The following is a 25,860-nucleotide window of genomic DNA, read 5'->3' on the forward strand; positions in this document are numbered from 1 at the left end:
GCTTTTTTTATTTAACGGTTTTTCGAGGCTGATACGTTTTCAATGACTTGAATGGCGTCGGCAATTTGCTCTTTGGAATAGTCTCCAATCAAGCAAAAGGTTTCGTCTTCACGTGCAGCATGGCTTGCCACTGTTTTTGCGGCTTCTTCCAGCTGGGCTGTGATGCCAAGCTCACGCATATTTCTAGGTAATCCGAGTGTTTCATAAAGCTCAAGTAATTCTTCTACTTCACTCATTCGACTTTCTGCGGCAAGCTGAACTAGAATGCCGTAGGCCACTTTTTGACCATGTAACACATGGTGCGTTTCCCCAATAAACGTCAATCCGTTATGGATGGCGTGCGCTCCTGCCATTCTGCCGTAGCGTCCCCCGTAGCCGCCGACCGTGCCGGCTAATGTAATAATGGTATCCGTTACATCTGCAAATGCTTGCGAGTGCTGCCCTGTTGTCAAGCTGTGGACGGCTTCTTCGCTATGAGAAAGAAGAATGTCTCTGACGTATACCGCCTGCTTTAGTGCAGCATGCACCATGAGCGGCAAGGAGTCTTTTGCATTTCGAATAATGGCTTCTGCTTCATACCATTTGGCCAGCGTATCTCCAATACCACTTTGAAGGTAGGAAAGAGGAGAAGAGAGCAAAAATGTATGATCAATTAAGGTGAGATAACTGGACCGTTTATGGTAATCGACTCTCATGAAATTCCCCTTGTCATCATAAATGACGCTAAGCGGTGTAGATGCAGCACATGTTCCTGGAATGGTTGGAACCATGATCACTTCAATTTGAAGAGCTTCTGCTACTGACTTGGCGGTGTCTAAAATGGTGCCGCCCCCGATCCCAATCATCACATCTGCTCCTTTCAGTTCTTCAGCAATTCGTGTGATCGCATTTGGTGAACTGTATCCTTTGTGCTGAACAACAGGCCAATGAGGTGGAAGCTTTGTGTACGCTGAAAAAGCATGAAATGAATCATGTCCCGTCACTACAGCGGGCGACTGGAAGGACGGAGAAACAAGTGAATCGAGTTCATGATAAATTCCTTTTTGTGAAATAAATTGGTTTGGACCGCTTCTGACGATATCTTCTGGCTGGATCATTGAGTTCTGCTCCTTTACAACATCATATTTCATAAATCATCTCATTTTACAGAAAGTTCTGTCAAATAATCGATAATATGAGGAGAAAGACCCTTCCGTTTTATGGAATTGAGCCGCTGACATTGCCTTTAGGTATGTATTTCCTGTATGATAAAGAACGGTATGTTTTGATTAAATTTAAGAGGTGTTTATATATATGGAAAAACAATATCGTGTCTTACTTTACTATCAATATGTCCCCATTGAGGACCCAGAGACGTTTACAGCAGAGCATCTAGCATTCTGTAAGGAGCTTGGTTTGTTAGGCCGTATCCTTGTGTCAGCAGAAGGCTTGAACGGAACTGTTTCTGGTACCATTGAGCAAACGGACAAGTACATGCAAGCGTTAAAAGAAGATCCGCGCTTTGCGTCTATGCCGATCAAAATTGACGAAGCAGATGGTCATGCGTTTAAAAAAATGCACGTCCGCCATCGGAATGAACTAGTGAATCTTAGCCTTGAAGATGACGTGAATCCGTTAGAATTAACAGGTAAACATCTCAGCCCGGTTGAATTTTACGAGCAAATGCAATCACCTGATACCGTTGTGATTGATGCACGTAATGATTACGAGTTTGATGTCGGCCACTTTAGAGGGGCAGTACGTCCTGATATCGAGACATTCCGCGAATTACCTGAGTGGATTCGTGACAATAAAGACATTCTTGAAGGGAAAAAAATCCTGACGTATTGCACAGGCGGCGTACGCTGTGAGAAATTCTCAGGCTGGTTAAAGCGTGAAGGCTTTGAAGATGTCTCTCAGCTTGACGGCGGAATTGTCACGTACGGAAAAGACCCAGAAGTTCAAGGGAAGCTTTGGGATGGTCAATGCTATGTGTTTGATACTCGCTTAACAGTGCCCGTGAATCAAACAGAGCATGTGGTTGTCGGAAAAGATTTCTTCACTGGTGAGCCTTGCGAGCGTTATGTGAACTGTGCAAACCCTGCATGTAACCGCAAAATGATTGCAACAGAAGAAAGCGAGCATAAGTATATGCGCAGCTGCAGCCATGAATGCCGTACGAGTGAACGTAACCTTTATGTGAAACAGCACAACCTGTCTGAAGAAGAAGTGCAAGAAAGACTAGCTGTGATTGAACAAGAACAAGCAATCTCACAAGGATAGAGGGAAACCCCCTTTATCCTTTTTTCTATACATGATAGGGCTCAGAAGAAAGAGGGATTCATTTCCTCTTTCTTTTTTGTTTTGTTTTTTTCAAAATAAGGGTAAAGGTAGTTATTCAGTCTAATAGATTGAAGCATTGAAAAAGCGCTTTCTTAAGAAATAAGCATGTTCGACTATTTCAGAAAATAGAGAATTGAGAGATAATAAAACAGGCGAAAAAATGAACAAGGGTAAAGATTTAGTTGAAGAAATATTTGTCAATTGAATGAAAAGTGAGCTGCAAGTAAGAAAGACGCTTACTTGGGCACATGCTTTGTAATTTAATCGAAAGGTGTTATGAACATGAATCATTTACATCGTAGAATGGGAACTTTCGCTTTAATGATGGTAGGTCTTGGCTCAATCATTGGTTCAGGATGGCTTTTCGGTGCTTGGCGTGCCGCTCAAATTGCCGGCCCTGCTGCTATTTTGTCCTGGTTGATTGGGATGGTCGTGATTTTATTTATCGCTTTGTCTTATAGTGAACTCGGATCGATGTTTCCAGAGGCAGGCGGAATGGTGAAATATACGCAATATTCACACGGCTCTTTTATCGGGTTTATTGCTGCTTGGGCAAACTGGATCGCTATTGTCTCCGTCATTCCGGTTGAGGCGGTGGCTTCTGTCCAGTATATGAGTTCATGGCCTTGGGAATGGGCAAAGTGGACAAGCCATTTGGTCACAAAAGGGGTGTTGACGACAGAAGGGCTCATGGTCGCCAGTGTGCTTCTTGTGATTTACTTTCTGCTCAATTATTGGACAGTAGGGTTATTTTCAAAAGCCAATACATTCATTACCGTGTTTAAAATTGTCATTCCAGGATTAACAATTGGTGCGCTCTTATTCGTAGGTTTTCATAGTGAGAATTTTACTTCTGGAACAAGTATTGCCCCTAACGGCTGGGCGAGTGTGCTGACAGCTGTTGCGACATCAGGAATTGTGTTTGCCTTCAATGGCTTCCAAAGCCCGATTAATATGGCGGGTGAGGCGAAAAATCCAGGCCGATCAATTCCGATTGCTATTGTTGGATCCATTTTGATTGCGACTGTGATTTATGTTCTTTTACAAATCGCCTTTATCGGTGCTGTCGATCCGTCCATGATTGTGAATGGATGGGGACATTTGAATTTTAACTCGCCATTTGCTGACCTTGCCATTGCGCTTGGGATTAACTGGCTGGTTCTGATTTTATATGCAGATGCGTTTGTATCACCTTCTGGTACAGGCATTACGTATACGGCGACGACATCCCGTATGATTTATGGAATGGAAAAAAACAAATACATGCCAAGTGTACTTGGTCGTCTGCACCCTATTTATGGCGTGCCTCGTCCAGCGATGTTTTTTAACTTAGCCGTATCGTTTATCTTTCTGTTTTTGTTTAGAGGCTGGGGTGTACTTGCGGAAATCATTTCTGTTGCGACACTTATTTCTTATTTGACAGGCCCAGTGACTGTCATGACACTGAGAAAGACAGGGACAGATTTATATCGTCCCCTTCGAATAAAAGGACTCAGCATTATTGCTCCTCTCGGTTTTGTCTTTGCGTCATTGACGCTGTATTGGGCGAGATGGCCGTTAACAGGTCAAGTGCTATTCATTATTCTCATCGGTCTTCCGATCTATTTTTACTATCAAGCAAAAGCGAAGTGGAAAGGCTTCGGCCGCAACTTCAAGGCGGGTGCTTGGATGGTCGTGTACTTACTTGTGATGATGACGATTTCCTGCCTTGGCAGTGACAAATTCGGCGGCTATAACGTCATTCATTATGGCTGGGACATGGCTCTTATTACAGTGGTTGCTCTGCTATTTTATATGTGGGCACTCAAAAGTGGATTTGAAACAGAATTTCTAGAGGATGCGAAAAAAATCAATGATGAGCTGCGTACTTCTACGCAAGAAGCCGCATCATCCAAAGAATAAAGGAACGGCTGCCTGAATATTACGGGCAGCCGTTTTATTTTGATAAATGATGCATCACGTGCTGCCTTAGCCAAGTGGTGACACCGCGCAAAACGGCTGCTGTGACAAATGAGATGAGCACATACTTCCAAAGCTGATTCATGCCTTGTCCACTAAGCAAAAACACGATTCCTAGAAAGACGAGTGTGAATAGAAGCACGAATAAAAAAGATGCAGACCAGAAAAAAGCCTTCACTGAAGGTCACCTCCTCGGAGTATTGTATGCAGGCAATTGAAGGATCAGACCAGCTATGACGGGGGAGAATTATGGTGAAATCTATTGCAAAAGTCAGATAAAAACACCAAGTGATTTGACAGTTATGTTAAGATGAGAGCATATTTTGAGAGAAGATTGTGGGTCATAGACGGAGGTGTTTGGGGTTGCAGATACAAAAAGTTCTAAACAATAATGTCATTAGTGTGATAGATGAACAAGGGAAAGAAATCGTCGTCATGGGGAGAGGTATCGCGTTCAAGCGGCGACCCGGGGACCCGGTAGACGAGTCGTTAATCGATAAAGTCTTTCGACTAGAGGATCATTCCGTTCATGAGCGGATGAAAATGCTGCTTCTGGAGGTTCCGTATGATGTGGTCAAGGTAACCGAAGAAATGATTCAATATGCACATACAAAGCTGAACCGAAGATTAAACGAAAGTCTGCATGTATCACTCGCAGACCATATTCATTACGCCATCGAACGATTGAAGAAAAATCACCTCATTGAGAATTCGCTCATTTGGGAAATTAAACGCTTATACAAAGATGAATTTCTTGTGGCCAAGGACTGCCTTGAGATGATTGAAGAGCGTCTACATATTGAATTGCCTGAGGATGAAGCAGGCTTTATTGCGATGCATATCATTAATGCAGAGCTCAATGAGGACATGAATACAACGGTCAATATCACAAAAGAAGTAAACGCCATTCTCACCATTGTGAAATATCATCTCAATATGGAATTTGATGAAGATTCGCTCAACTTTTATCGTTTCCTCACGCATTTGCGCTTTTTCGTCCAGCGTCTGATCAACGAAACAATGCTTGTCAGCGAAGATCATGACTTGTATCAGCTAATCAAGGTAAAATATCCGAAGGCATACGAATGTGCAAAGAAAATCGCAGAATATGTCTATCAAACCTATCACCGAGATCTCACATCAGAGGAGATGCTGTATCTATCTATTCATTTGAATCGATTGATCAAACGAGAAAAATAAAGGTAGTTTTAAAAGAAAGCGTTGACATGAGAAAAGCTGAGTGGTACTATTTGCTCATAAACATAAAAGAATACGGTTTCACAATGATCGTCTTAGAGGATTGTGACTGTTCGGCAGGCAAAACCTAAACGTTCACTGAAAAAGCGCAATGGCAAGTTGCGACTATTTTTGGTGCCCGTTTAGGTTTTTATTTTGCCCAAAAACGTATTTTTTTGAAAAAAAAGGGGGTTTTTGTATGAGTTATCGTCAATTAGCAGAAGACATTATCAAACACATTGGCACAGAGAAAAACGTTCATTCACTGGTCCATTGCGCTACAAGACTTCGCTTCACATTACATGACCGATCAAAAGCAGACAAAGCAGCCATTGAAAAATTAAATGGTGTTGTAACCGTCATGGAAAGCGGCGGCCAATTTCAAGTAGTCATTGGCAATACCGTACCAGAGGTTTATCGAGAAATTGGGGAGTTTACGAATCTATTAGAGGATTCCACTTCTTCATCTGCAAAATCAGGTGGAGAGAGTACAAGCCTTTTCGGAAAATTCGTCGACATTGTCTCTGGTATTTTCACACCACTTCTCGGTGTCATGGCGGGTGCTGGTATTTTAAAAGGTCTATTAGGTATCTGTATCAATGCGAAATGGTTATCACCTGAAGATACGTCGTACCAAATTTTATTTGCTGCGTCTGACAGCTTGTTCTACTTCCTGCCACTACTACTCGCATTTACTTCTGCTAGGAAGTTTAAAGCGAATCCGTTTGTCGCTGTGACGATTGCTGGTGCACTCATTTACCCAACCATTCAAGAGTTGTCAAAAGGCGGCGGAGATGTGACCTTCTTCGGGATTCCGGTCGTCTTAATGTCTTATACATCGACGGTTATTCCAATCATTTTGGCAGTGTTTGTCATGGGATATATCGAACGTTTCTTTAACAAAGTCATTCATGAAAGTGTCAAAAACTTTATTACACCACTGATTTTACTTGTCACGGTTGTTCCGCTGACACTCATTGTATTCGGCCCATTTGGTGTGTATGCAGGGAACGGCATTGCAGCTGTCTTGCTGAAAATATTCTCCTTTAGTCCTACACTTGCAGGTGCTTTAATTGCGATGGCATGGCAGGTTCTCGTGATCTTCGGAATCCACTGGGGTCTAGTGCCAGTGATTTTAAATAATATCGCCGTCCATGGAAAAGATCATATCAAGCCGGCTACTGCGCCAGCTGTATTCTCACAAGCCGGTGCTTCTATCGGTGTTATGCTGAAAACAAAGAATAAAAAACTGAAATCATTGGCTGGATCGACAGCGGTTTCTGCCGTGTTTGGGATTACAGAGCCAGCTGTATACGGGGTCACGCTTCGTTTGAAAAAACCATTTATTGCAGCCGTTATCTCTGCCGGTGTCGGCGGTGCGATCATCGGTTATTCACAAAGTATTGCGATTGCGTCAGGGCTTCCAAGTTTACTGACACTTCCGATTTTCTACGGACAAGGCTTTACAGGGTTCATCATCGGAATCTCGGTCTCGTTTGTTCTATCCATCGTCTTGACTTATTTGATTGGATTTAAGGATCCAGTAGATGAAGATGACACGCCAGCACCGATTTCCGCACCAACAATGGAAAACGAACATGGGGTCAAAGCAGCTCATGTGAAGAGTCCTTTAAAAGGCGAGGTGATCAAGCTGGAGGAAGTGCAGGATAAGGCATTCTCATCTGGTGCACTAGGAAAGGGTGCAGCCATCATTCCATCAGAAGGCAAGCTGTTTGCACCAGTATCAGGAGTCGTGACAACGGTGTTCCCAACAGGCCATGCGTACGGCCTCACCTCTGAAAGCGGAGCAGAAGTGCTCATTCACATTGGACTGGATACCGTCCAATTAGGCGGTCAGCATTTTGCCCCGAAGGTCGTACAGGGGCAAACCATCACAGAAGGTGAACTGCTTGCAGAATTTGATATTGAAGCCATCCAAGCTTCCGGCCTTTCCGTCACAACACCAGTGATTATTACCAATTCCGGTGAGTTTAGCGATATTATTGAAACAGAAGAAAAACAAATCACACCAGGACAATCATTTTTACATCTCGTTTAATGAAGAGGAGGAAGAAATTATGAGATATTCAACACTAGCACCATTTCCAAAGGACTTTTTCTGGGGCGGATCTACTTCCGCCTATCAAGTAGAAGGTGCGTGGAACGAGGATGGCAAGGGGCCTTCTGTCATTGATATGAGAGCAAGTTACCCTGAAGGGACAACGGATTTTAAAGTCGCAAGCGATCACTATCACCGCTATAAAGAGGATGTGAAGATGTTTGCAGAAATGGGTTTAAAGGCTTATCGCTTCTCTATTGCATGGACACGGATCATTCCAGATGGAGATGGGGAGATCAACCAAAAGGGGATTGAATTCTATCATTCTCTCATCGATGAATTGCGCCGCTATGATATTGAACCAATCGTGACAATGTATCATTTTGATCTGCCTCATGCGCTTCAAGTAAAAGGCGGTTGGTCAAATCGTGCGACAGTAGATGCGTTTGAACGTTATGCAGAGGTTCTCTTTAAGGAATATGGCCATAAGGTAAACTATTGGCTGACTATTAATGAACAAAACATGATGATCTTACATGGATCGGCGCTCGGTACACTTGATCCAAATTTAGAAAATCCAAAAAAAGAACTGTATCAGCAGAACCACCATATGCTCGTAGCTCAGGCGAAAGCCATGACGCTTTGTCATCGTTTGCTGCCTGAAGCGAAAATTGGACCAGCACCAAATATTGCGCTCATTTATCCGGCATCTCCAAAGCCTGAGGATGTGCTTGCTGCGGCGAATTACAATGCGATCCGCAACTGGCTTTATCTTGATATGGCAGTCTTCGGCCGTTATAACAACCTTGCTTGGGCTTATATGAAAGAAAAAGACATTCTTCCTGTTATTGAAGAGGGAGATATGGATATTTTGAAAAGTGCGAAGCCAGACTTCATTGCCTTTAACTACTACACTTCGCAAACAGTTGAAGCGAGTAAAGGAGATGGCAACGATGAATTTGCACGCGGCGGAGATCAGCATTTAAAATCTGGTGAAGATGGCGTATACAAAGGCGGCAACAACCCGTTCTTAAGTAAAAATGCGTTTGGCTGGGAGATTGACCCTGTCGGCTTCCGTTCAACGATGCGCGAGATTTATGACCGCTATCAGCTGCCGCTTATTATTACAGAAAACGGATTGGGTGCTTTCGACAAGTTAGAAGAAGATGGTTCGATTCAGGATGATTATCGAATTGACTATTTAGAAAAGCATATCGAACAAATCAAATGGGCGATCACAGACGGCGTCGAGGTCTTTGGATACTGCCCGTGGTCCGCCATCGACTTAATCAGCACACACCAAGGGTGCTCCAAACGCTACGGGTTCATCTACGTCAACCGCGACGAATTTGACCTAAAAGACCTCAAACGAATTCGTAAAAAGAGCTCTTATTGGTACGAAACCTTGATTCAGCAAAATGGAGAGAACATCGGGAAGTAACAGATAAAAAAGCCAATCACCTTATGCGGGTGGCTGGCTTTTTTTTTCGTTCACTCTATTGGCAACGTCATATTGTTCGAGTTGTTTTAAAATGATAGTCTAATTATATATTGTAAAATTTGGTTTAATATCCATTATAAGAGAGGGTCTGTTTATATGATGACGATTCTTTTTCTGTTTTTCTTATTGTTTTTCATTTTTTATGCTTTGAATTATATAGGTCAGAAATTAATTGCGAAGGAATACCCAATGAACCATGGTGTGATTGTGACTCTATCAGCTGTGGAAGGTATTCTTGTTTTTGTACTTGTTGGTGTTAATGAGAAGTTTCCATTTTTTTAGATCCAATCACATCTTGCTCTCTACTATTATTATACCGCGAATACAATCTCATTTACAGACTGTTTTCCGCCCAGATCAGGCCGTATACTGTTATACGCAAGTCAAAAACGATAAGGGGTGCGGCTGTATGAATGACAATGAGCAGGTTTTAGATCCTGGCCCATTTTTTCATGGGACGAAAGCAGAATTGAAGATTGGAGATCTGCTTGAACCGCTGTATTTATCCAATTTTCAGGATAAAAAATCAAACCATATCTATTTCACTGGAACATTAAATGCGGCCAAATGGGGTGCTGAGTTAGCAAGGTCAGATGCGAAAGAGAGAATATATCTTGTAGAACCGTTAGGCGAGTTTGAAAATGATCCGAATTTGACTGACAAAAAATTTCCCGGCAATCCAACACGTTCTTATCGATCGAAATCCCCTTTGAAAATAGTCGCAGAATTAGGTTCATGGGAAAGACATTCTGATGAAGAAATTGAACATATGCTGAGCTCTTTGAAGAAATTAAGTGAAGAAGGAAAAAATGTCATATACGATTGATGATCCATATTCTAAATAACACGAAGGCCGCCTCATTAACTGGGCGGCCTTTGTTCTATCTTATTGAAACAACGCATCCATCAACTCAACAAATGTGTTTGCTTGCTTCAAGGAGTGAATGCGGTTTGGATTGTCCAGTAAATCGACGGCTTGTTCAAAGAATTGATTCATGCAGGCTGCGTCATCCTTATGAATGGCTAATAAAAAGACAAGTGATACTTCATCTCCCTGCCAGTCAATTGGCTGTTTTAAGTGTGCGATGGCTACGCAGGAGGTGCCTTCATTTGTGATGAGCGGGTGTGGCATAGCCATTCCTCTGCCAAGATAGGTAGACGACATTTGCTCCCGCTCAAGCACCGAGGGCCGAAAAGAAGGCGATACTAGCTGATGCTCCTCTAGACGGCTGCATAGTGTGTCTAATACCTCGTCCTTGCTGGATAGGTCAGCATTTAATAAGGTCAATCGTTCTTGAAAAAATGCCATCAGCTCTTTAGAGGGAGTCCCATGTCCATTTAATAAATGAATGATCTCATTTACCCGCTGTACATCATGATGTTCAAAAAAAGCGCTGACCTGAATCACGGGTTTTCCCTTTGATGCGAGTGGGACGGTTGTAATGATGACATCACAGGGCAGGGTGGTACTCATTAGATAATCCTGATAGGAATACAGCTCGACGATTTCCAGTTCGTGCTGAAAGGCTGCCTTCAATTTAATTTCAAGCAGTCTTGCCGTCCCTAGTCCAGACCCGCACACGATAATGGCTTTCTTTTTTTGCGAGGTATCGAGCTGACTTCTTTCAAATGAAGCAGCGATATGCAGGGCAACATATGCCGCCTCGTCTTCATTTGGCGTCCGTACCAGCTGTAAGGCATTCAGTCCGCTGACAGCCAAATCAAACGGGTAAGGATAGGACGCTTTGATCTCATGCAAAAGCGGATTTTGTAAGGATACGCCATATTGGATTCGATTTAATAATGGCTTCATATGAAGCATCAAGTCTTGCTGCAGGATGTTGTCATCTGCAAAGCGGTGGCCGCTTGTTTTCTCAATGTGCTGTAGAAAGACCGCAACCGCCTGCTGAACTTCCACTGTCGTCTGATGCTGGGCGGCTTCTTTCCACGTTTGATTCGCCAATAGATGCATCACTAAGTAATCTGTTTCATCCTCTGATAAGATGACGTGAAAGGTGTCACTTACCTGCTGTATGATCTTTTGGGCAATTCTCATTAAGACTTGCGATTTTTGTGTACGAGTGGTGCTGGCGGATATCCGCTGGTTTTTTCGTGTCTGCTGAATCGCAATCGCTAAGTGAATGACTAAGTTTTTTAAGGCAATGTCTTTAATGAGCAATGACTCTTGATGCAGGTTCGTCAGGACAATAGATCGAATGGTTTCAAGAGAAATATCAGGAAAATGGAGCTGCTCCCGCTCGGTGATATGAGAAAGTGCAGGCTCTTCCTCAAGGAGTAAGTCTGCATAGCATGTTCTTTTTTGCAACTCGTCTCCCTCAATTTTTAAGCCAAACCCAGGTTTTGACACAAGGGTCATGCCGTATCGGGCTAACAGCTCTCGTCCTTTTTTTAAATCACTGCTGACTGTCATGCGGCTGATAAACAGTTCTTCAGCCAGCTGGTCAATTTTTAAGTAATCCGGTTGAAGCAATAGCTTTCTCATCATAAATCGTACACGCTCTTCTGGCATGACGGGGACGAGAGAGCGGGCAGGAAGCTTCTGCTGATGAAGCCAAAGCAGAAAGGCGTCTTGATCACTCGTTAATAGGGTGTATCCCTTTCCGCGGATCGTTTTAATCTTGGCTCCAGCTTCCTTTAATTGCTCATTTGCTTCTTTGATTAAATTGCGGATGGAGCGGTCAGATAAGCGAAAAGAGGCAGTGAGCTCCTCCAGCTTCACGAACCCCTTCGTTTCAAATAGCCGCTGAATCAGCTGATAGGTTCGAGGATCTGCCGTCATCATCATTGCGCGGCTCCTTGCGCCTGTAAGGCATCAGTACCAAGAGCGATTGCGCCCATTAAACCAGATAATCCATCAAAGGATGGCTTGGTGATAATTTCATTTAAAGGCTTTGGCAGCTGCAAATACCCGTGAAGCCGCTTTTCTGTTTCATCAAGAATGAGCGGCAGCATAGCGGGCTGTTTCATCACACCTCCGCCGAGAATGATGCGCTCTGGTGAAAGAGTGAGTAATAAATTGGCGGTCATCTGCCCGAGATAGTAGGCATGAAGTGACCAGGCAGGATGCTCCTCTGGCAGCATTTGCGCCAGTGTATGATAGCGTCCTTCTATGGCAGGTCCAGATGCCAGTCCCTCTAAACAGTCGTGATGTATTGGGCAGCAGCCTCCGTAGGAATCATGAGGATGCCGCTGAACGGTGATATGACCCATTTCTGGATGCAATAATCCGTGAATGAGGCGGTGTTCAATATAGGCACCGCCGCCTATTCCTGTTCCAACTGTGATGTAAACCAAAGAAGCAGGCTTTCGTGCTTCGACCGAAAAGCGGGCTTCTCCGAGTGCTGCACAGTTCACATCGGTATCGAGCTTCATCGGGAGCCCAAGGGCTTGTTTTAAGGTTGAGAGGAAAGGGAATTGGCGCCAGGCTGTTTTTGGTGTATCTAAAATCGTCCCATAGCTTGGGCTTTGTTCTTTTACATCGACAGGCCCGAATGCCCCAATGCCAATGGCATCGACAGGATGCTTTGTAAAGTAATCGATCACTTGCCGGCATGTTTCAATTGGGTTTCCTGTTGCAAAGGAAGTCATGTGTTCAATCGTTCCGTCTGTTGTTCCGTAGCCGCAGACAAATTTTGTTCCGCCTGCTTCAATGCCTCCAATTCGCATGATCAATGCCCTCCATTAAAGAGGGGCGGAATCCAAATGGACCCCGCCCCTACATGTTCATTTTTTCTTTACAATGTAGGTTTGTACCTGACAAGGTGTGAGCGGTTCAATGTGTAATGATCCATGTTGTGCTTTGAGTATATGTCCTTCAGGTGTTTCGCCTAAATTCGCTGTTTCTCCGTGTTGTAGAGATGAACTATTGATTGAAGCGGCTGTTTGACGCGTTAAATATGGATTGAAGAGACGGATGACAATGCCTGTTCCATGCTCTTCTTTTTTTAGAGCGCTTAGAATGGCTCCGTCTGTCTCAATGTCAAGCAGGCTATAAGTAGATTGTAAGTCTTCTTTTTCATCTCGGAAAGAGAAAATTAAACGACCGTTTAAAAAGTCTGCCCGTTCGTAGCATTGAACTGGGGTGGTATACCGCTTAGCAAGCTGCGCTAAGTGCCCCTCGCTGACAGCGTCCTTACTATAGTGCATGCCAAATGAGAACGACAGTGCACCTTGCAGCTGAGCGTCAGGTGTCTCAACAATTTTTTCCCCAGATGCGCGGCCTGGACGGTAAAGAAGATTTTCTTTCCCCATTTTTCCGAAACAGCGGAAGAGCGTATACGCAATCGTTGTGTAGTCTTCTCCTGTGATCTGGTATTCTCTCACACAGTCGGTCAATAGAGCGACACCATATGCTTCATCACGAAGTGCAGTAAAGGATTGCATCGGTTCAATGGTGATCGGTTTTTCTTCCCAATGCTCATTGCTCCACCATTCAAGCTCTTGCGTGAGCTCTGTTGGGCGTTCGATGGTTCCAAACTGCTGATCGCTCAGTGATACCTTTGATGCGATGCCTGTATCAAAGAGGACACGCAGACGATGGTCTAACGCATGATTGTCGACATCGACATGAAAACGGATGACAGGCTCATCTTTGTTTAATGCCACCTTCGCTGTGATCGGGAGTGAAGTCGTGACCGATTGCTGAGAGCGCTCTTCTAAGTCATATGGGACAGTGAGAGTAAGCTGGATGGTGAGCTCTTCCTGCAGGCCGCTTTTAGACACTGTGATGTCTGCTGAAGAAAGATCCTTGGATGACACATACAGATCTTCGCGCGGCGGGGAATAGTTGTAGGAATCTCCATCGTCTCCATTGTCTTCAAAGATCATTTGCTCAGAGAATGTCAGGCCTGTTTGTTTATCTGTGATGTCCAGCGATCCGTTGTCATTTGCCGCTATGCGGTAATACGTATTTTCAATCGCGCGTCCTTCTGTTTGTTCCCATACAGATTCGCTCGATTCATCGAAAACCATGCTGACTTGTGTATAACCAACGGACGGTAAGCTGGCGGCTTCAATCAGCAGAATGGCTTTCCATACTTGTTTTGGCATGTACACATCTTTACTTGGGTTAAGAGAAATTTGCTGTGCCAGCACATAATCTGTGACATCGGTTTTGCTTTTCACTGTGTAGTGAAGCGTTCTTCCGTTTGCATCCTTTAGTGTAAATGGACGTTCCGTGATAAAGGTTTCAACCTCAATGACTTCAGAACGCTTTGAAGGCAGTGTATTAAATAACGTGAATGTGATTTCTTGCTCAGTTTGCAGTCGAATAGCAATGAGACGCATGTGTAAGTCCACAAGATTCTCGGCGATTTCCTTTGCCTGCTTGTAGCGGAAGAAGACATCTTGATTCGTCGTGTCGCTATTGCAGCCGCCAATGCTGTCATGCGCTGCATTTTCAAACATGAGGTACCAAATATCACGAACCGTATCATGCGGATAGTCGTGTCCGAGAGAATAGCTAATCGTTAGGATAGGCTCCATCACATTGACGAGATAGTTTTCAATTTGATTGTTTAAGATTTTTAAATCAGCTCGTGTTGAAAAAATAGATTTGTGAATCCGCATATGCTTCGCATGAATGAGCTCTCCTTCTAATGTCTCAAAAGACGTCCGCTCTTTTTTTACTGCTGCAATGTAATCTTCTAAACTGCTGATTTGATAGTGGTGCTCGTCAAGTTCATTGGCTTTTTCTAATAAGTCAGGCAGGTTTTTGCGGATCGGTGCCTGGTCAAAGCCATTTGGGAAATAGACATTCTTTGTGGTTGCTTTTGCTTGCAGTGCACCAATTTTTTCAGATAAAAAGGCTTGTAAGTCCGCATCCTTCTCAGGAATATTTCCACCGTAGTAGTAGCCAAATGGCAGGTTCACCGCAAAGACTTCACTGCCGTCAGCACCTTGCCAATTGAATTCAGTGTGATTCGTCATATGGTCTGAAACGCCGCGCCAAAAAGCCGTATCCACAATGCCGAATCCACGGTAAATTTGAGGCATTTGCGCGGATTGACCGAAGGAATCAGGGACATAGCCGACTTTCATCACATGACCGAACTGCTGACAGCGTTCAATCCCATATTGCAGGTTCCGTACAATCGATTCACCTGAAATGACGAGCTGGTCGGTTTGGGTATACCATGGGCCGATGATGAGACGTTTGGCTGTGACGAGTTTTTTGATTCTATTCTCATCCTCAGGGCGCCATTTCAGGTAATCATCCAATAAGGATGCCTGTGCATCGAGCATGAAGTAATGGAACCTTTCATCTGTTTCAAGGGTGTCTAAAATGTCCATTACGCTTTTCATTAAGTAGATACGGGATCGGGAGGTGGTGAAATACCATTCCCGGTCCCAGTGAGTATGTGGAATCACATGTACATTGACAGTCATTGATCAACGACACCTTTCTATGTTCAAATTATCCTTCTAGCACAAGGTCAAAATCGTCTTCTTCTTTCTGCTTCTGGTCATGTTCTGGCGTTTTTGGCTCTTTTTTCTCAGAGAAATTCACAAGCAGGTTGGCGCCAATACCGATGACGAGTGCGCCAGTGAGGGCTCCGATTAAATAAGCCCACCAGTTTCCGACTGAGAAGAAGCCGTATAGCCCGCCAATTGGCGGCATGATGTCATGAACACCTAATAATGCAGCGACCCCGCTTCCAGCAGCACACGCGACAACATTGAGCGGAATCAATTTCAAAGGATTGACAAGGGTAAAAGGAATCGCCCCTTCCGTAATACCGATAATGCCCATCACAAGCCCGCCTCGTCCGGCTTCTCTAAAGGTTGGAGAGAAGTTGCGTTTTCGAATCAATGTCGCAAGCCCGTATCCAAGCGGCGGAATGACAATCGCAATATTGACGAGGATGGCAGGGAGGTAGACGCCTGATAGGAAGAGTGCGTTACCTGCCATCCAAGCGGATTTATTCACCGGTCCGCCAAGGTCGAAGCCAATCATCGCGCCTAGAATCAGAGCGAGTGCAAGTGTGCTTGTGCCGTCAGCGACCATACCTTTAATCCATTCAATTAATGCCGTGTTCAAAGCGCCTAATGGTCCGCCCAGCAGAACGGACATGAGAAGCCCGGTTAAGCCAACGGTTATAAGCGGTAAGATGAGCAGAGGAACGAGTCCGGCCGCGGAGCCTTGAATTTGAATTTTTCGTTTTACAAAAAGAGCGACATATCCTGCGAAGAAGCCTGCAATGACGGCACCGATAAATCCAGCATTCGTTGAGCTGGCAAGGGCACCACCGATGAAGCCGGCCGCAAGACCTGATTTATCCGCAATCGAATAGGCGATAAATCCAGCGAGCAGGACGTTCATTAAGCCAATGCCTGTCCAGCCAACCTGCTCCATTAAATAGGCGCCGTGTAAAATGCCGCCAGCATCCTTATAGGCGTTTAAATCTGAAACACCAAATCCTAATCCGACTAGTTTTGCTAAACCAACGATAAGGGAGGCACCGATGATCACAGGAAGAATATAAGAAATACCGGTCATGAGATGGCCTTCAATGACTTTTAATTTTGCTTTCATTTTGCTTTGCTCCTTTCTATATGGCATTGCTCACGTTTATTGAGATTCAGATTTTTTCTTTTCAACAAGTGCTACGGCTTTTGTGATGATTTGCTCGGCATTTTTTAAGGCGCGTCCAATCTCGACACGTACTGTGGGAATGCCTGAGAAACGTTCCGCATCGTTGATATGCTGATTTGAGGCAATGATACAAAGGTCTGCCTGCTTTGCTTCCTCTGTTGTAATGCCATTTACCTGTCCCATAATCCCTTGCTGCTCGATTTTGATCTCGTGACCGAGCTGTTTACCCGCATTCTCTAATGCCTTTGCTGCCATTGGTGTATGAGCTAACCCTGCTGGACATGAAGTGACACCGACAATTTTCATTGTGTAATCCCCTCTTTCAATTGTTGTTCAATGACTTCGTAATAATAGTCAGCGGTTTGACCTGGTTGTATCTTATCGATGAAAGCCGGTTCCATGAGGCTTGTCGCAATCCCTGACAGTAATTTCAGGTGTGTGACATTTGCTTCTTCTAATGGAACGAGCAGTGTAAATAAATAGCTTGTGGGCAAATCGTCGAAGCTTCCCCATTCAATAGGTTGTTCTAACTCTAAAAATAGAAGTGAAGCCGTTTGTACAGCGGAGCTTTTTGTATGAGGAATGGCGAAGCCTTGCTGAAGTCCTGTTGAGACTTCGTCTTCGCGTGTCAACAAATCGGATAATAACCCCGCCTGATCGTTTGTAATCTGAAGGTCTTCAGCTTTCTTGGCAATGTATTGTAAAATCTCATTCTTTGATCGTCCGTTTACTTGTGTGAAAACATGATCTTTTTGGAACAAGCTGATCCCTTCTCTCTTGTTTGTTAAGCGCTTACAAGTTGATTGTAATGTACTTTTCGGCATGGTTAAATAGCATCATTTTCCGTTTGAAATGGCAAAAAGTTTATGAAGCTATTCGTTTTGCTGTCTGTATATCTCAAATCCTAGCTTAAAACGAGTTTAATTATGTAAAAAACAGATTCTACTAAATGCATTTCTGTGATATTCTTCCAAGGTATTACAAAAGATAAGGGGGTCTTTTCATGTTCAAAAAGCAGGTCAAACCCTGTGTGGTCGTACTCATGGCCATCATTCTCTGTATGGCGGCATTACCTGGATACGAGGCAGCAGCTGCCAGTAAAGGAACAACTGTCAATGAAGCCATTGGGTTAAAAAATGGTGAAGTGATTTCAGGTACATTACAGAATGAAAAAGAAGAGTCATGGTACCAAATCACGCCATCTGCACAAGAGGTGGCAAAACATACGCATATGAAAATTTCTGTAAAAAGTAAACAGGTGTTGTCCGTATCGGTCTATCCAAGCAAGGACAGAGCGATGAAGGATGACACTTATTCCAGATATCGTGTGGACACTGCAAGTGGAGAGACAGAGATCGACTTCCCGCATGCATGGTCAGGTCCTTATTTTGTCAAAGTGCTCTATTTAGGGTCGGAGGAAGACAGCCGTGATGAGGAAGAGGATGCGGCCTATACAATTGGGTATAAAGGAGCTAACCTTCCGCCTTCCGAACCCGTTTTCCCTGAAGACGATGAGCCTGACATCATTATTATTGAGAAAAAGTACGGGCGCGAAATTCTCCAATCGATGCGTACAATTGAAGATAAACGTTTTAATGAAACACCAAATGGTCAGAAGCTGAGTCGCCTGCTCCAAAAGACAAAGCCATTTCTCAAATCGAAGCTCATCAAACAAAAAAATGAGCAGCAAAAGGTATACAATCATCTGCTTACATTAAAGACACTGCTAAATGACGTAGAGAAAAATGGTGCATTTAGCGGTCATATCGTGACAGAGAAAGAACAACAGGCGATCCGTTCTCTTTTTGATATGCTCAAAGGAGCAAGTCCTGCCTATTTAAAGAAGGAATTAGAAGCAGTGAGTCAAAATATTGGAATCGATCAGCTTGAAGGAAAATCGATCGGTTATGTATTAGAGAAGCAAAAGCTTGTAAAAGAAGAGAAAGTGAAGACGAATAAGATCATTTTTAAACTAAAGGATGGCCAAACGCTTCAATCTGCGAAAAAGAAGATGAAAAGCTATGGAATCCAAGAAAACCGCGTGACATCGCAGTCAGTAAGTCCTTTGTTTAAAGGAATGTATGTCTATGATGTACCAGCAGGGCAAGAATCAGCTGGGAAGACACTAAAAGCAGGCAAAGCTGTGATCAAAAGCACTGCAAGAAAGCTGTCCAGTATGCCGAATGTTGAATTTGCGGAGCCTGTTCAAACTTATCGTGCACTTAGCAATGACGTGCAGTATGGTTACCAGTGGCCGCTGAAAAACAGTGCGCAAAACAGCGGGAAAAAAGGCGCTGATGTGAAGTTTGAACAAATGAATACACTGATTGGCACAAGCAAAATGAAGCAAACATTAATTGCTGTTGTGGATACAGGTGTAGACAGTCGTTTGACTGATTTAAGCGGGACTGTTCGTACGGACTTAGGTGCGAATCTCATTGGACGAAACAAAGATGCGATTGATGACAATGGACACGGTACGCATGTTGCCGGCATCATTGCCGCAAAAGCCGATAATCATTACTCCATGGCAGGCCTCAATCAACATACGGGCATCATTCCAGTGAAGGTGCTGGATGCCTATGGCTTTGGAGATACAGAGCATATTGCACTTGGAATCAAGCATGCAGTAGATAAAGGCGCAAAGGTCATCAACATGAGCCTTGGCGGCTACTACAGCCGGGTGATTGAATATGCAATGAACTACGCGGCTCAAAGAAATGTACTAGTGGTCGTCGCGAGTGGAAATGATGGCATTCCAGAAATGGGCTATCCTGCGACATCAAAGTACGCAATGGCCATTGGCGCAAGCAACCGTATGGATATTGCCGCTGAATTCTCAAGCTATGGTAAAGGACTGAGCATGTCTGCACCAGGATCTGATATTCCAAGCTTAATGCCAGATGGGAATGTCTCATATCTGAGCGGGACATCAATGGCGACACCATATGTGGCAGCAGCAGCAGGATTACTGCTTTCTAAAAATCCATCCTTGAAGCCAAATCAAGTAAGGAATATCTTGCAAAGCACAGCAGATAAGATCTCCTTTACATCTGTTGATGGAAAAGATGACGTTTTCTATGATGAAAACGATGAGCCAATTGTCGATCCGAAAATTCCAGGTATTGATTGGATGACAGGACATGGCAGACTGAATGCATTTGCTGCTTTAAGTGCTGTCGAACTGAATGCATCTGTGAGCAAAGTGGAGGATCAACATCAAAAGGTGACAGGTAAAGCAAAGGCAGGCGCTGCTATTTCTGTATATAGAGGCAAAACCCTGCTTGGAAAAGGCACAGCAGGGAAAAATGGAACTTTTAGTGTGAAGATCAAGCATCAGAACAAAAACAAAGTCCTTCACATTAAGATTTCAAAAGGAAAGGCCGCTACAACGCTCAAAACAGTCGTCAAAAAAGGCAAAGCACCAGCTAAGCCGAAAGTGGGCAAATTAACGGTCAAAAGTAAAACGGTCAAAGGGACTGCGGGTGCAGGATTGACCATTAAAGTGAAAAACAAATCAAAGAAAGTCATCAAAACGGTGAAAACGAATAACAAGGGCGCATTTACTGCCCAAATAAAACCGCAAAAAGCCAAAACAGTCTTGTATGTGACCGCTTCTGATGTGAGAAAAAGAGAAAGCAAAGCGGTGAAGGTTGTTGTTGTGAAAAAGTAAGAGAAGAACTTCCCTTTCTAAAAAAAGGGAAGTTTCAACGTGTAGACAAACCCTCGCATTCGCCCGCAGGGCTGTGCTCCGGTGCTCACGAATGTCAAATTCGCTCCGCTCCGGTGCTCGCCCTTCCTAGACTGCAAAGGTTTTCTATCACGCTGAAAAGAAGACAAAGGGCTAAAATAAAGATCATTTTAGCCCTTTGTCAACAATCTGGAACTTCCCTTTCTAAAAAGGGGAAGTTCTTTTGTTTGTTACTGGAAATATACCAATTAATGTAAAAAGTAATATAGTAGGAAAAAAAGGAGGATTTATCGATGAAAAAATGATGTTTGCTTTCTTTCTATCATTGCTTCTCGTATTCCCAACCTTTGCACATGCAGAGGAAACAGGAGCAGTACCAGCATCTGTACAAGTAACTAGTGTCACAGCAGCAGATAGTGGAATGGTGAATTAGGGCTCTGGCAGTAAATATCGAGTGGGCTCTTATTATCCAGCTACGTTTAAAGGAACACTAAAAGATGCAAGCGGAAACCTCATGCCCAATCAGCCGATCCAGCTTTATTTTGAAGCAGCAATCAAATCATATGCTCAAACAGCGACAGGCACAACAGGCGTAAATGGACAATTTTCACTAACGATTCAAGTTCCTTCAGGTGCAGGCTACCGTACACACAATAATGCAGGCTGGTCGACACATTACTACGATATTGTTCCGGCGACGTTCACTTCAAACGACATCAAGCTATCTTCAAATGTCACAAGTGTGTACCATTTGGCATATACATTACGTAACTAATTTGCTGAGGGAGACGACTTGGCTGGAGCTTGTCGTTTTTTCATAGAAAAAAGGATGTCTCATTTGACATCCTTTTCTTTTTGTTAGCAAACCTGCTGGGCGGCAACCGAAAGAGTCGATAAACAAACACTCATCAGCCGTTACTCCCAGATTCGATCGAGCGTTTAACTTTTAATCCTGAGCTTTGATGGATAAGAACTTTCACACTTGAACGTTGATCCTTGAACATTCAGCTTTGAGCTTTTATCAAGGATCATCCAAAGATGATCAGATGAGGAGGGAATGACCTTTCCCTCGGAGGTGTTTAGTTCTATCGATTTTCGGCTCACTAACAAAATCAATTAATCGATCTGTATTTTCGTCAGTGTATTGCTTTCAGACAAGGAAAAATCAACTTCCATTTGAAAATCCTCAATTTCGTTCGAAAGCTTTTCAATCTTCACTCGAAGACGAAGCGGGTCGATGATCGTTGCCTCATTTTCAGCGAGGAACGACTTGACGATCTCTTGGTTGGCAGCCGCTTGTGTTTTTCCGTCTTTCCCAAACAAGGTTTCTAAATGCTGGTCGAGCCTCTTTTTCACATCTTCATTGGTTTGTTCTGCTTTGTCTACTAGTTCTGTGTACACCTTTTTCAATTTCCGTAAATAACGAATATCGTATTCGATCGACGTCTTCCGTTCAATCGCTTCTGCCACCGTCATGCTGACACCCGCTACATCAATTGTTGTGGTCGCATTCGACACAACAATGGCTGATTTGATGGCATTCCGGCGTTTGATTAATGCTTGAATCGATTGGTCATCAGCCTTCGCCTTTTTTTCGATTTCTTCTTGATCTTGAAACCCGTGCTGTATATGTTTCCCGATCATCAATCCACCAAGTACGGCTTCATCAACGGTTCGGTTGATTCTCTTATCTAACATTTTCAGTTCACTTAATGCTCTTGTAATGGTCATTTCCATATTAGTGACAACTCCCTTGGTTCATCCTGAAAATCATAGATTTCTATCATATACCAATGTGTGTTTCTTTTGCTAGCGATATCCTTTTTTGTCAAGTTGTTTATACTTTTAAAAAACCTGGTGCTATACACCAGGTTCTCGTTTTTTCTGAATCCAAGCTGTCACATAATAGGCAGCATAGCAGAGCGCGATGAAAGGAATGCCGCAGATGAGGGCAATCCGCTGATTTGGATCAAAGGCAATACCGATGACAGATGCAAAACACAGGAGGAAGGCAGCAATTGGAACCACTGGATAGAGCGGGGTTCGAAAGGAAAGATCATGGAGCTGTCCGCCTTCCTGCAAAAAACGTTTCCGAAACATAAACTGTGAGGCAGCAATCCCCATCCACACGATTACAACGGCCAGTCCAGAGATCGAAACAAGGACAAGGTATACCGTTTCTGGTGCGATGACACTTGATAACAAAGAAAGAATACCGCCGATCATACTTAAAATCAGTGCATTCAAAGGAATTCCTTTTGATGTCAGCTTCGCTAGTTTCTTAGGCAGTGTCCGTTCCTCAGAAAGAGACCAGAGCATACGGGATGACGCGTATAGTCCTGAGTTTGCGGCAGATAAGATCGCCGTCAAAATGACAAAATTCATGAAATCTGCGGCATACGGAATCCCGATTCGATCAAACACCACAACAAATGGACTTTTGATCACCCCGGCTTCTTCCACTGGGATCAAGCCGGCTAAGACCACGATCGTTCCAACGAAAAACAGGACAAGACGCAGTACGGTTGTGCGAATCGCTCTTGGAATGGTCTCGTCAGGATTGACGCTTTCACCCGCAGCAATCCCAATTAACTCCGTACCTGAAAAAGCGAAATTGACAGCTAGCATCGTCATTAAAATTGGTAAAAAGCCGTTTGGGAAAAGTCCGCCTTCTCCAGTGAAGTTAGAAAAGAACGGAGCAGATTCACCGCCCTTTAATGGAATCAAGCCAAACATCGCAGCTCCGCCAAGGATAATAAAAAGAATAATAGCCATTACTTTAATGCTGGAAAACCAAAATTCCGATTCTGCAAAGAACTTAACTGTAAAAGCATTGAGTAAAAAGATGAGAAGAGCAAAAACGCCACTCCACATCCAAACCGATGTGTCTGGGAACCAGCGCTGCATTAAAAGGCCTGCCGCTGTAAATTCCGAACCGAGTGCCACTGTCCATGTCAGCCAGTAGAGCCAAGCGACTGTATAGCCTGTGCCGGGTCCAATGTATTTTGTTGCATACGTATGAAAGGCCCCTGTAACCGGCATTGCGACAGACAGCTCGCCTAAACAGAGCATCACGAGGTACACAATTAATGCCCCGACAAGATAGGCAAGAATCGTTCCTGCGGGTCCTGCCTGATTGATGGTATACCCAGAGCTTAAAAAGAGCCCTGTTCCAATAACGCCGCCTAGAGAAAGCATGAACAGGTGGCGGCTCGTCATTTTTCGTTGATATTGTTGTGACTGATCTTTTGCTTGTTCCATGTCTTCCCGCCCTTTTGCTTAGAAGTATGTGTGATGATTCGTGGTGCTATGATGTGGTTTGTTTTAAGATGTCCGTGATATCTTCTGGGGTCGTCCGGCAGCAGCCGCCGATGATATGCGCGCCGTCTTTGTACCATTGATGCGCACATTCACCAAATGTATGCTGAGATGTATCCCCGCTCCATACCTTTTCTTCAGGATCATATAATTCTCCTGAGTTTGGATACACGACAATCGGCTTGCTCGTCCCCTTTTTCATCTCTTGAATGAGAGAAGAGATAAATTGCGGCGGCGTACAGTTTACACCAACAGCAGCGATCTGTTCATAAGGTTCCAATGCTTGTACACATTCTCTGAGCAAATCACCTTCACTAATGTGAAGATCGTCCTTTGCGCTGAATGTGATCCAAGCAGATACACTCCTGAATTCATTTTGCAGTAGCTTTGCGATAGCCGTTGCTTCAATCAGACAAGGGATCGTTTCACATGCAAGAATGTCTGCACCAGCTTCTACTAATGCCTGAATTCTTGGTCTGTGAAAATCAATGAGTGCCTGCTCCGTGAGTCCGTAATTTCCCTTATATTCTGAACCATCAGACAAATAAGCACCGAATGGCCCCACAGATCCTGCGACAAATGGTTTTGTCCGCCCTTTACGATGCGCTTCATCCTGCCAAAAAAGATCGCGTGCCTCTTTTGCTAAAGTGACAGATCGTTTCATTAGTTCAATGGCTTCTTCTTTTGTATAGCCTTTTTCAGCGAAGCCATCAATCGTTGTTTGGTAGCTCGCTGTTGTGGCACAGTCAGCTCCGGCTTGGAAGTAATCCAAGTGTACTTGCTGAATCAATTCTGGCTGTTCAATGAGTATTTTGGCTGACCATAAACGATCGTTTAAATCGCAGCCCTTTCGTTCAAGCTCCGTTGCAAGTGCACCGTCTAAAACCAAAGGTGCGTGAGGCTGTAAACGGCTTTGAATAGGATTCATCGGAATCGAACACCCTCCTTTTTAGTTGGAAATGATGGATATGATATGAGGCAGTAGTTTAAATGACTAAAGTGTTTTTGTCAAGGAGAGGAAAAAGCATGATATCGCGGAAAAACCTTGAAAACATGCGGGTTTCGGTGCATAAAGATGCAGTCAAAATAATAGAAAACCAAGTCATTGACAGCCTCTAAAAAGAGATATATATTATGGAAAGGCTCATTTCAGAAAGCTTCATCAAAAGGCGCTGTCTTTTGATTTTTATTTTGTCCAACGACTGTCTTCTTTCGTGCAGAAAGAGGGTTTTTTATATGCTTAGAAAAGGAGGAAAGAAGAAATTGAAAAAATGTGTAAAAGATTTGGCTATGATTCTGATTGGTTCTTTTTTATTTGCTGCAGCAGTGAACATGTTTGTCATTCCACTTGAATTTGGTGAAGGCGGTGTAACGGGGCTGTCCATCATTTTCTATTATTTGTTTGAAATTGCACCATGGCTGACGAACCTGGTGTTTAATGCCATCCTGCTGCTTGTGGGGTATAAATATTTGGACAAGAAGACGACGATTTATACTGTGGTTGCCGTCGCAAGTAACTCCCTATTTTTACACCTGACCACAACATGGGTCGTGAATGTACATGAATTGATCATTGGAGCGATTTTCGCAGGAATTATCATCGGTATTGGAATTGGTCTTGTGCTAAGAGCAGGCGGTACAACGGCGGGTTCTGCCATACTCGGAAGAATTGCCAACAAGTATTTAGACTGGAACGTGAGCTATGCCATCTTGTTCTTTGATCTGATCGTTGTATTTGCTTCCTACTTTATTATTGGTGCGGAAAAATTAATGTTCACCATTGTGATGCTGTACGTGGCAACAAAGGTGATGGACTTTGTGATAGAAGGGCTTAACACGAAAAAGGCAGTAACGATTATTTCTTCATGCAAAGATGATATTGCTGAAGAAATCAATCACACTTTGGATCGAGGCGTGACGATTTTAAACGGACGCGGTCATTATTCAAAGGAATCGAAGGAGATTCTCTACGCAGTCATTCAAAAGCAAGAGCTCATGCGCCTAAAGAAAATCATCAAGAAAATTGATCGAGACGCATTCGTTGTTGTCCATGACGTGCGTGATGTGTTCGGAGAAGGATTTGTGAATATATAAACCTGAAAAGACCTTAACCGGGTCTTTTTTTATGCTCTATACCTCTTGTCACATTATACTATGTA

At 43.7% G+C, this 25,860-nt stretch carries 21 protein-coding genes; 10 read left to right on the forward strand and 11 right to left on the reverse strand.

Translation table 11 applies throughout. The features are described from left to right. Nucleotides 1-11: 11 nt before the first annotated feature. The gene (locus C6Y01_RS15810) at nucleotides 12-1,094 is read right to left on the reverse strand and encodes an iron-containing alcohol dehydrogenase family protein (protein ID WP_034664488.1); all 1,083 of its coding nucleotides are present in this window, start codon (nucleotides 1,092-1,094) and stop codon (nucleotides 12-14) included. Between the two features lie 199 nt (nucleotides 1,095-1,293). Here C6Y01_RS15810 and trhO point away from each other — a divergent pair, with 199 nt between their 5' ends. Both trhO and aimA read left to right on the forward strand, forming a co-directional pair. After that, nucleotides 1,294-2,262, forward strand: a complete 969-nt coding sequence (gene trhO, locus C6Y01_RS15815) for an oxygen-dependent tRNA uridine(34) hydroxylase TrhO (RefSeq protein ID WP_106038484.1) — start codon at nucleotides 1,294-1,296, stop codon at nucleotides 2,260-2,262. 342 nt (nucleotides 2,263-2,604) lie between these two features. Next, nucleotides 2,605-4,224 (forward strand): glutamate/serine transporter AimA, encoded by a 1,620-nt coding sequence (gene aimA, locus C6Y01_RS15820; protein ID WP_034664347.1) that lies wholly within the window; start codon nucleotides 2,605-2,607, stop codon nucleotides 4,222-4,224. Nucleotides 4,225-4,258: 34 nt separating this feature from the next. On the opposite strand, the gene C6Y01_RS15825 is transcribed toward aimA, so the two are convergent. Then, on the reverse strand, nucleotides 4,259-4,459 hold the full coding sequence (locus C6Y01_RS15825; protein WP_034664345.1) for a hypothetical protein: 201 nt from the start codon (nucleotides 4,457-4,459) through the stop codon (nucleotides 4,259-4,261). Nucleotides 4,460-4,644: 185 nt separating this feature from the next. Between C6Y01_RS15825 and licT the strand changes: the two genes are divergently transcribed. The 4 genes from licT to arr all read left to right on the forward strand — a co-directional run bounded on the left by licT (nucleotide 4,645) and on the right by arr (nucleotide 9,903). Continuing rightward, the gene (licT, locus tag C6Y01_RS15830; protein ID WP_106038485.1) at nucleotides 4,645-5,481 is read left to right on the forward strand and encodes a BglG family transcription antiterminator LicT; all 837 of its coding nucleotides are present in this window, start codon (nucleotides 4,645-4,647) and stop codon (nucleotides 5,479-5,481) included. A 235-nt stretch (nucleotides 5,482-5,716) separates the two neighbouring features. Next, on the forward strand, nucleotides 5,717-7,576 hold the full coding sequence (locus tag C6Y01_RS15835; protein ID WP_106038486.1) for a beta-glucoside-specific PTS transporter subunit IIABC: 1,860 nt from the start codon (nucleotides 5,717-5,719) through the stop codon (nucleotides 7,574-7,576). Nucleotides 7,577-7,595: 19 nt separating this feature from the next. Beyond that, nucleotides 7,596-9,017 carry a glycoside hydrolase family 1 protein gene (locus tag C6Y01_RS15840; RefSeq protein ID WP_034664339.1) on the forward strand — a complete coding sequence of 474 codons (1,422 nt, stop codon included), beginning with the start codon at nucleotides 7,596-7,598 and terminating at the stop codon, nucleotides 9,015-9,017. Between the two features lie 469 nt (nucleotides 9,018-9,486). Continuing rightward, nucleotides 9,487-9,903: an NAD(+)--rifampin ADP-ribosyltransferase gene (gene arr, locus C6Y01_RS15850; RefSeq protein ID WP_034664337.1), complete on the forward strand. Its 417-nt coding sequence runs from the start codon at nucleotides 9,487-9,489 to the stop codon at nucleotides 9,901-9,903. Nucleotides 9,904-9,963: 60 nt separating this feature from the next. On the opposite strand, the gene C6Y01_RS15855 is transcribed toward arr, so the two are convergent. Genes C6Y01_RS15855 through C6Y01_RS15880 form a run of 6 tightly spaced genes read right to left on the reverse strand, consistent with a single transcriptional unit; the run spans nucleotide 9,964 to nucleotide 17,453 of the window. Next, on the reverse strand, nucleotides 9,964-11,883 hold the full coding sequence (locus C6Y01_RS15855; RefSeq protein ID WP_106038487.1) for a BglG family transcription antiterminator: 1,920 nt from the start codon (nucleotides 11,881-11,883) through the stop codon (nucleotides 9,964-9,966). Next, entirely contained in the window at nucleotides 11,880-12,764 is an 885-nt protein-coding gene (locus C6Y01_RS15860; RefSeq protein ID WP_034664331.1) for an ROK family protein, read from the reverse strand. Before C6Y01_RS15860 ends, C6Y01_RS15855 begins: the two co-directional genes overlap by 4 nt. A gap of 57 nt (nucleotides 12,765-12,821) precedes the next feature. Further along, nucleotides 12,822-15,485, reverse strand: a complete 2,664-nt coding sequence (gene mngB / locus C6Y01_RS15865; RefSeq protein ID WP_106038488.1) for a mannosylglycerate hydrolase — start codon at nucleotides 15,483-15,485, stop codon at nucleotides 12,822-12,824. A gap of 28 nt (nucleotides 15,486-15,513) precedes the next feature. Next, nucleotides 15,514-16,632, reverse strand: a complete 1,119-nt coding sequence (locus C6Y01_RS15870; protein ID WP_034664325.1) for a PTS fructose transporter subunit IIC — start codon at nucleotides 16,630-16,632, stop codon at nucleotides 15,514-15,516. Between the two features lie 36 nt (nucleotides 16,633-16,668). Beyond that, the gene (locus C6Y01_RS15875; protein WP_034664321.1) at nucleotides 16,669-16,998 is read right to left on the reverse strand and encodes a PTS fructose transporter subunit IIB; all 330 of its coding nucleotides are present in this window, start codon (nucleotides 16,996-16,998) and stop codon (nucleotides 16,669-16,671) included. Further along, entirely contained in the window at nucleotides 16,995-17,453 is a 459-nt protein-coding gene (locus C6Y01_RS15880; protein ID WP_106031959.1) for a PTS sugar transporter subunit IIA, read from the reverse strand. Before C6Y01_RS15880 ends, C6Y01_RS15875 begins: the two co-directional genes overlap by 4 nt. Before the next feature lie 242 nt (nucleotides 17,454-17,695). On the opposite strand from C6Y01_RS15880, the gene C6Y01_RS15885 reads away from it, so the two are divergent. From C6Y01_RS15885 to C6Y01_RS15890, 3 genes are all read left to right on the forward strand, one after another. Continuing rightward, nucleotides 17,696-20,365: a S8 family peptidase gene (locus tag C6Y01_RS15885; protein ID WP_106038489.1), complete on the forward strand. Its 2,670-nt coding sequence runs from the start codon at nucleotides 17,696-17,698 to the stop codon at nucleotides 20,363-20,365. 241 nt (nucleotides 20,366-20,606) lie between these two features. Continuing rightward, nucleotides 20,607-20,816, forward strand: a complete 210-nt coding sequence (locus tag C6Y01_RS19195; RefSeq protein WP_223249951.1) for a hypothetical protein — start codon at nucleotides 20,607-20,609, stop codon at nucleotides 20,814-20,816. A 21-nt stretch (nucleotides 20,817-20,837) separates the two neighbouring features. Beyond that, nucleotides 20,838-21,158 carry a hypothetical protein gene (locus C6Y01_RS15890; RefSeq protein ID WP_223249952.1) on the forward strand — a complete coding sequence of 107 codons (321 nt, stop codon included), beginning with the start codon at nucleotides 20,838-20,840 and terminating at the stop codon, nucleotides 21,156-21,158. A 341-nt stretch (nucleotides 21,159-21,499) separates the two neighbouring features. Here C6Y01_RS15890 and C6Y01_RS15895 read toward each other — a convergent pair whose 3' ends face one another. From C6Y01_RS15895 to mmuM, 3 genes are all read right to left on the reverse strand, one after another. Then, entirely contained in the window at nucleotides 21,500-22,120 is a 621-nt protein-coding gene (locus C6Y01_RS15895) for a hypothetical protein (RefSeq protein WP_106031961.1), read from the reverse strand. Between the two features lie 123 nt (nucleotides 22,121-22,243). After that, nucleotides 22,244-23,644: an S-methylmethionine permease gene (mmuP, locus tag C6Y01_RS15900; protein WP_106038490.1), complete on the reverse strand. Its 1,401-nt coding sequence runs from the start codon at nucleotides 23,642-23,644 to the stop codon at nucleotides 22,244-22,246. A gap of 46 nt (nucleotides 23,645-23,690) precedes the next feature. Further along, nucleotides 23,691-24,629 carry a homocysteine S-methyltransferase gene (gene mmuM, locus C6Y01_RS15905; RefSeq protein ID WP_095285920.1) on the reverse strand — a complete coding sequence of 313 codons (939 nt, stop codon included), beginning with the start codon at nucleotides 24,627-24,629 and terminating at the stop codon, nucleotides 23,691-23,693. A 335-nt stretch (nucleotides 24,630-24,964) separates the two neighbouring features. Between mmuM and C6Y01_RS15910 the strand changes: the two genes are divergently transcribed. After that, nucleotides 24,965-25,795, forward strand: coding sequence for a YitT family protein (locus C6Y01_RS15910; protein WP_034664484.1), 831 nt, complete (start codon nucleotides 24,965-24,967; stop codon nucleotides 25,793-25,795). Nucleotides 25,796-25,860 lie beyond the last annotated feature (65 nt).

Source organism: Bacillus sp. NMCC46 (assembly GCF_002998465.1).
Lineage (GTDB): Bacteria > Bacillota > Bacilli > Bacillales > Bacillaceae > Bacillus.

Excerpts from the sequence above, each read along its gene's own strand:
- C6Y01_RS15895 (WP_106031961.1), bottom strand. The coding sequence starts at position 22,120 with ATGGAAATGACCATTACAAGAGCATTAAGTGAACTGAAAATGTTAGAT.
- C6Y01_RS15835 (WP_106038486.1), top strand. The coding sequence starts at position 5,717 with ATGAGTTATCGTCAATTAGCAGAAGACATTATCAAACACATTGGCACA.
- C6Y01_RS15860 (WP_034664331.1), bottom strand. The coding sequence starts at position 12,764 with ATGCGAATTGGAGGCATTGAAGCAGGCGGAACAAAATTTGTCTGCGGC.
- C6Y01_RS15855 (WP_106038487.1), bottom strand. The coding sequence starts at position 11,883 with ATGATGATGACGGCAGATCCTCGAACCTATCAGCTGATTCAGCGGCTA.
- C6Y01_RS15885 (WP_106038489.1), top strand. The coding sequence starts at position 17,696 with ATGTTCAAAAAGCAGGTCAAACCCTGTGTGGTCGTACTCATGGCCATC.
- arr (WP_034664337.1), top strand. The coding sequence starts at position 9,487 with ATGAATGACAATGAGCAGGTTTTAGATCCTGGCCCATTTTTTCATGGG.
- mngB (WP_106038488.1), bottom strand. The coding sequence starts at position 15,485 with ATGACTGTCAATGTACATGTGATTCCACATACTCACTGGGACCGGGAA.
- mmuM (WP_095285920.1), bottom strand. The coding sequence starts at position 24,629 with ATGAATCCTATTCAAAGCCGTTTACAGCCTCACGCACCTTTGGTTTTA.
- C6Y01_RS15875 (WP_034664321.1), bottom strand. The coding sequence starts at position 16,998 with ATGAAAATTGTCGGTGTCACTTCATGTCCAGCAGGGTTAGCTCATACA.
- mmuP (WP_106038490.1), bottom strand. The coding sequence starts at position 23,644 with ATGGAACAAGCAAAAGATCAGTCACAACAATATCAACGAAAAATGACG.
- C6Y01_RS15870 (WP_034664325.1), bottom strand. The coding sequence starts at position 16,632 with ATGAAAGCAAAATTAAAAGTCATTGAAGGCCATCTCATGACCGGTATT.
- C6Y01_RS15840 (WP_034664339.1), top strand. The coding sequence starts at position 7,596 with ATGAGATATTCAACACTAGCACCATTTCCAAAGGACTTTTTCTGGGGC.
- trhO (WP_106038484.1), top strand. The coding sequence starts at position 1,294 with ATGGAAAAACAATATCGTGTCTTACTTTACTATCAATATGTCCCCATT.
- aimA (WP_034664347.1), top strand. The coding sequence starts at position 2,605 with ATGAATCATTTACATCGTAGAATGGGAACTTTCGCTTTAATGATGGTA.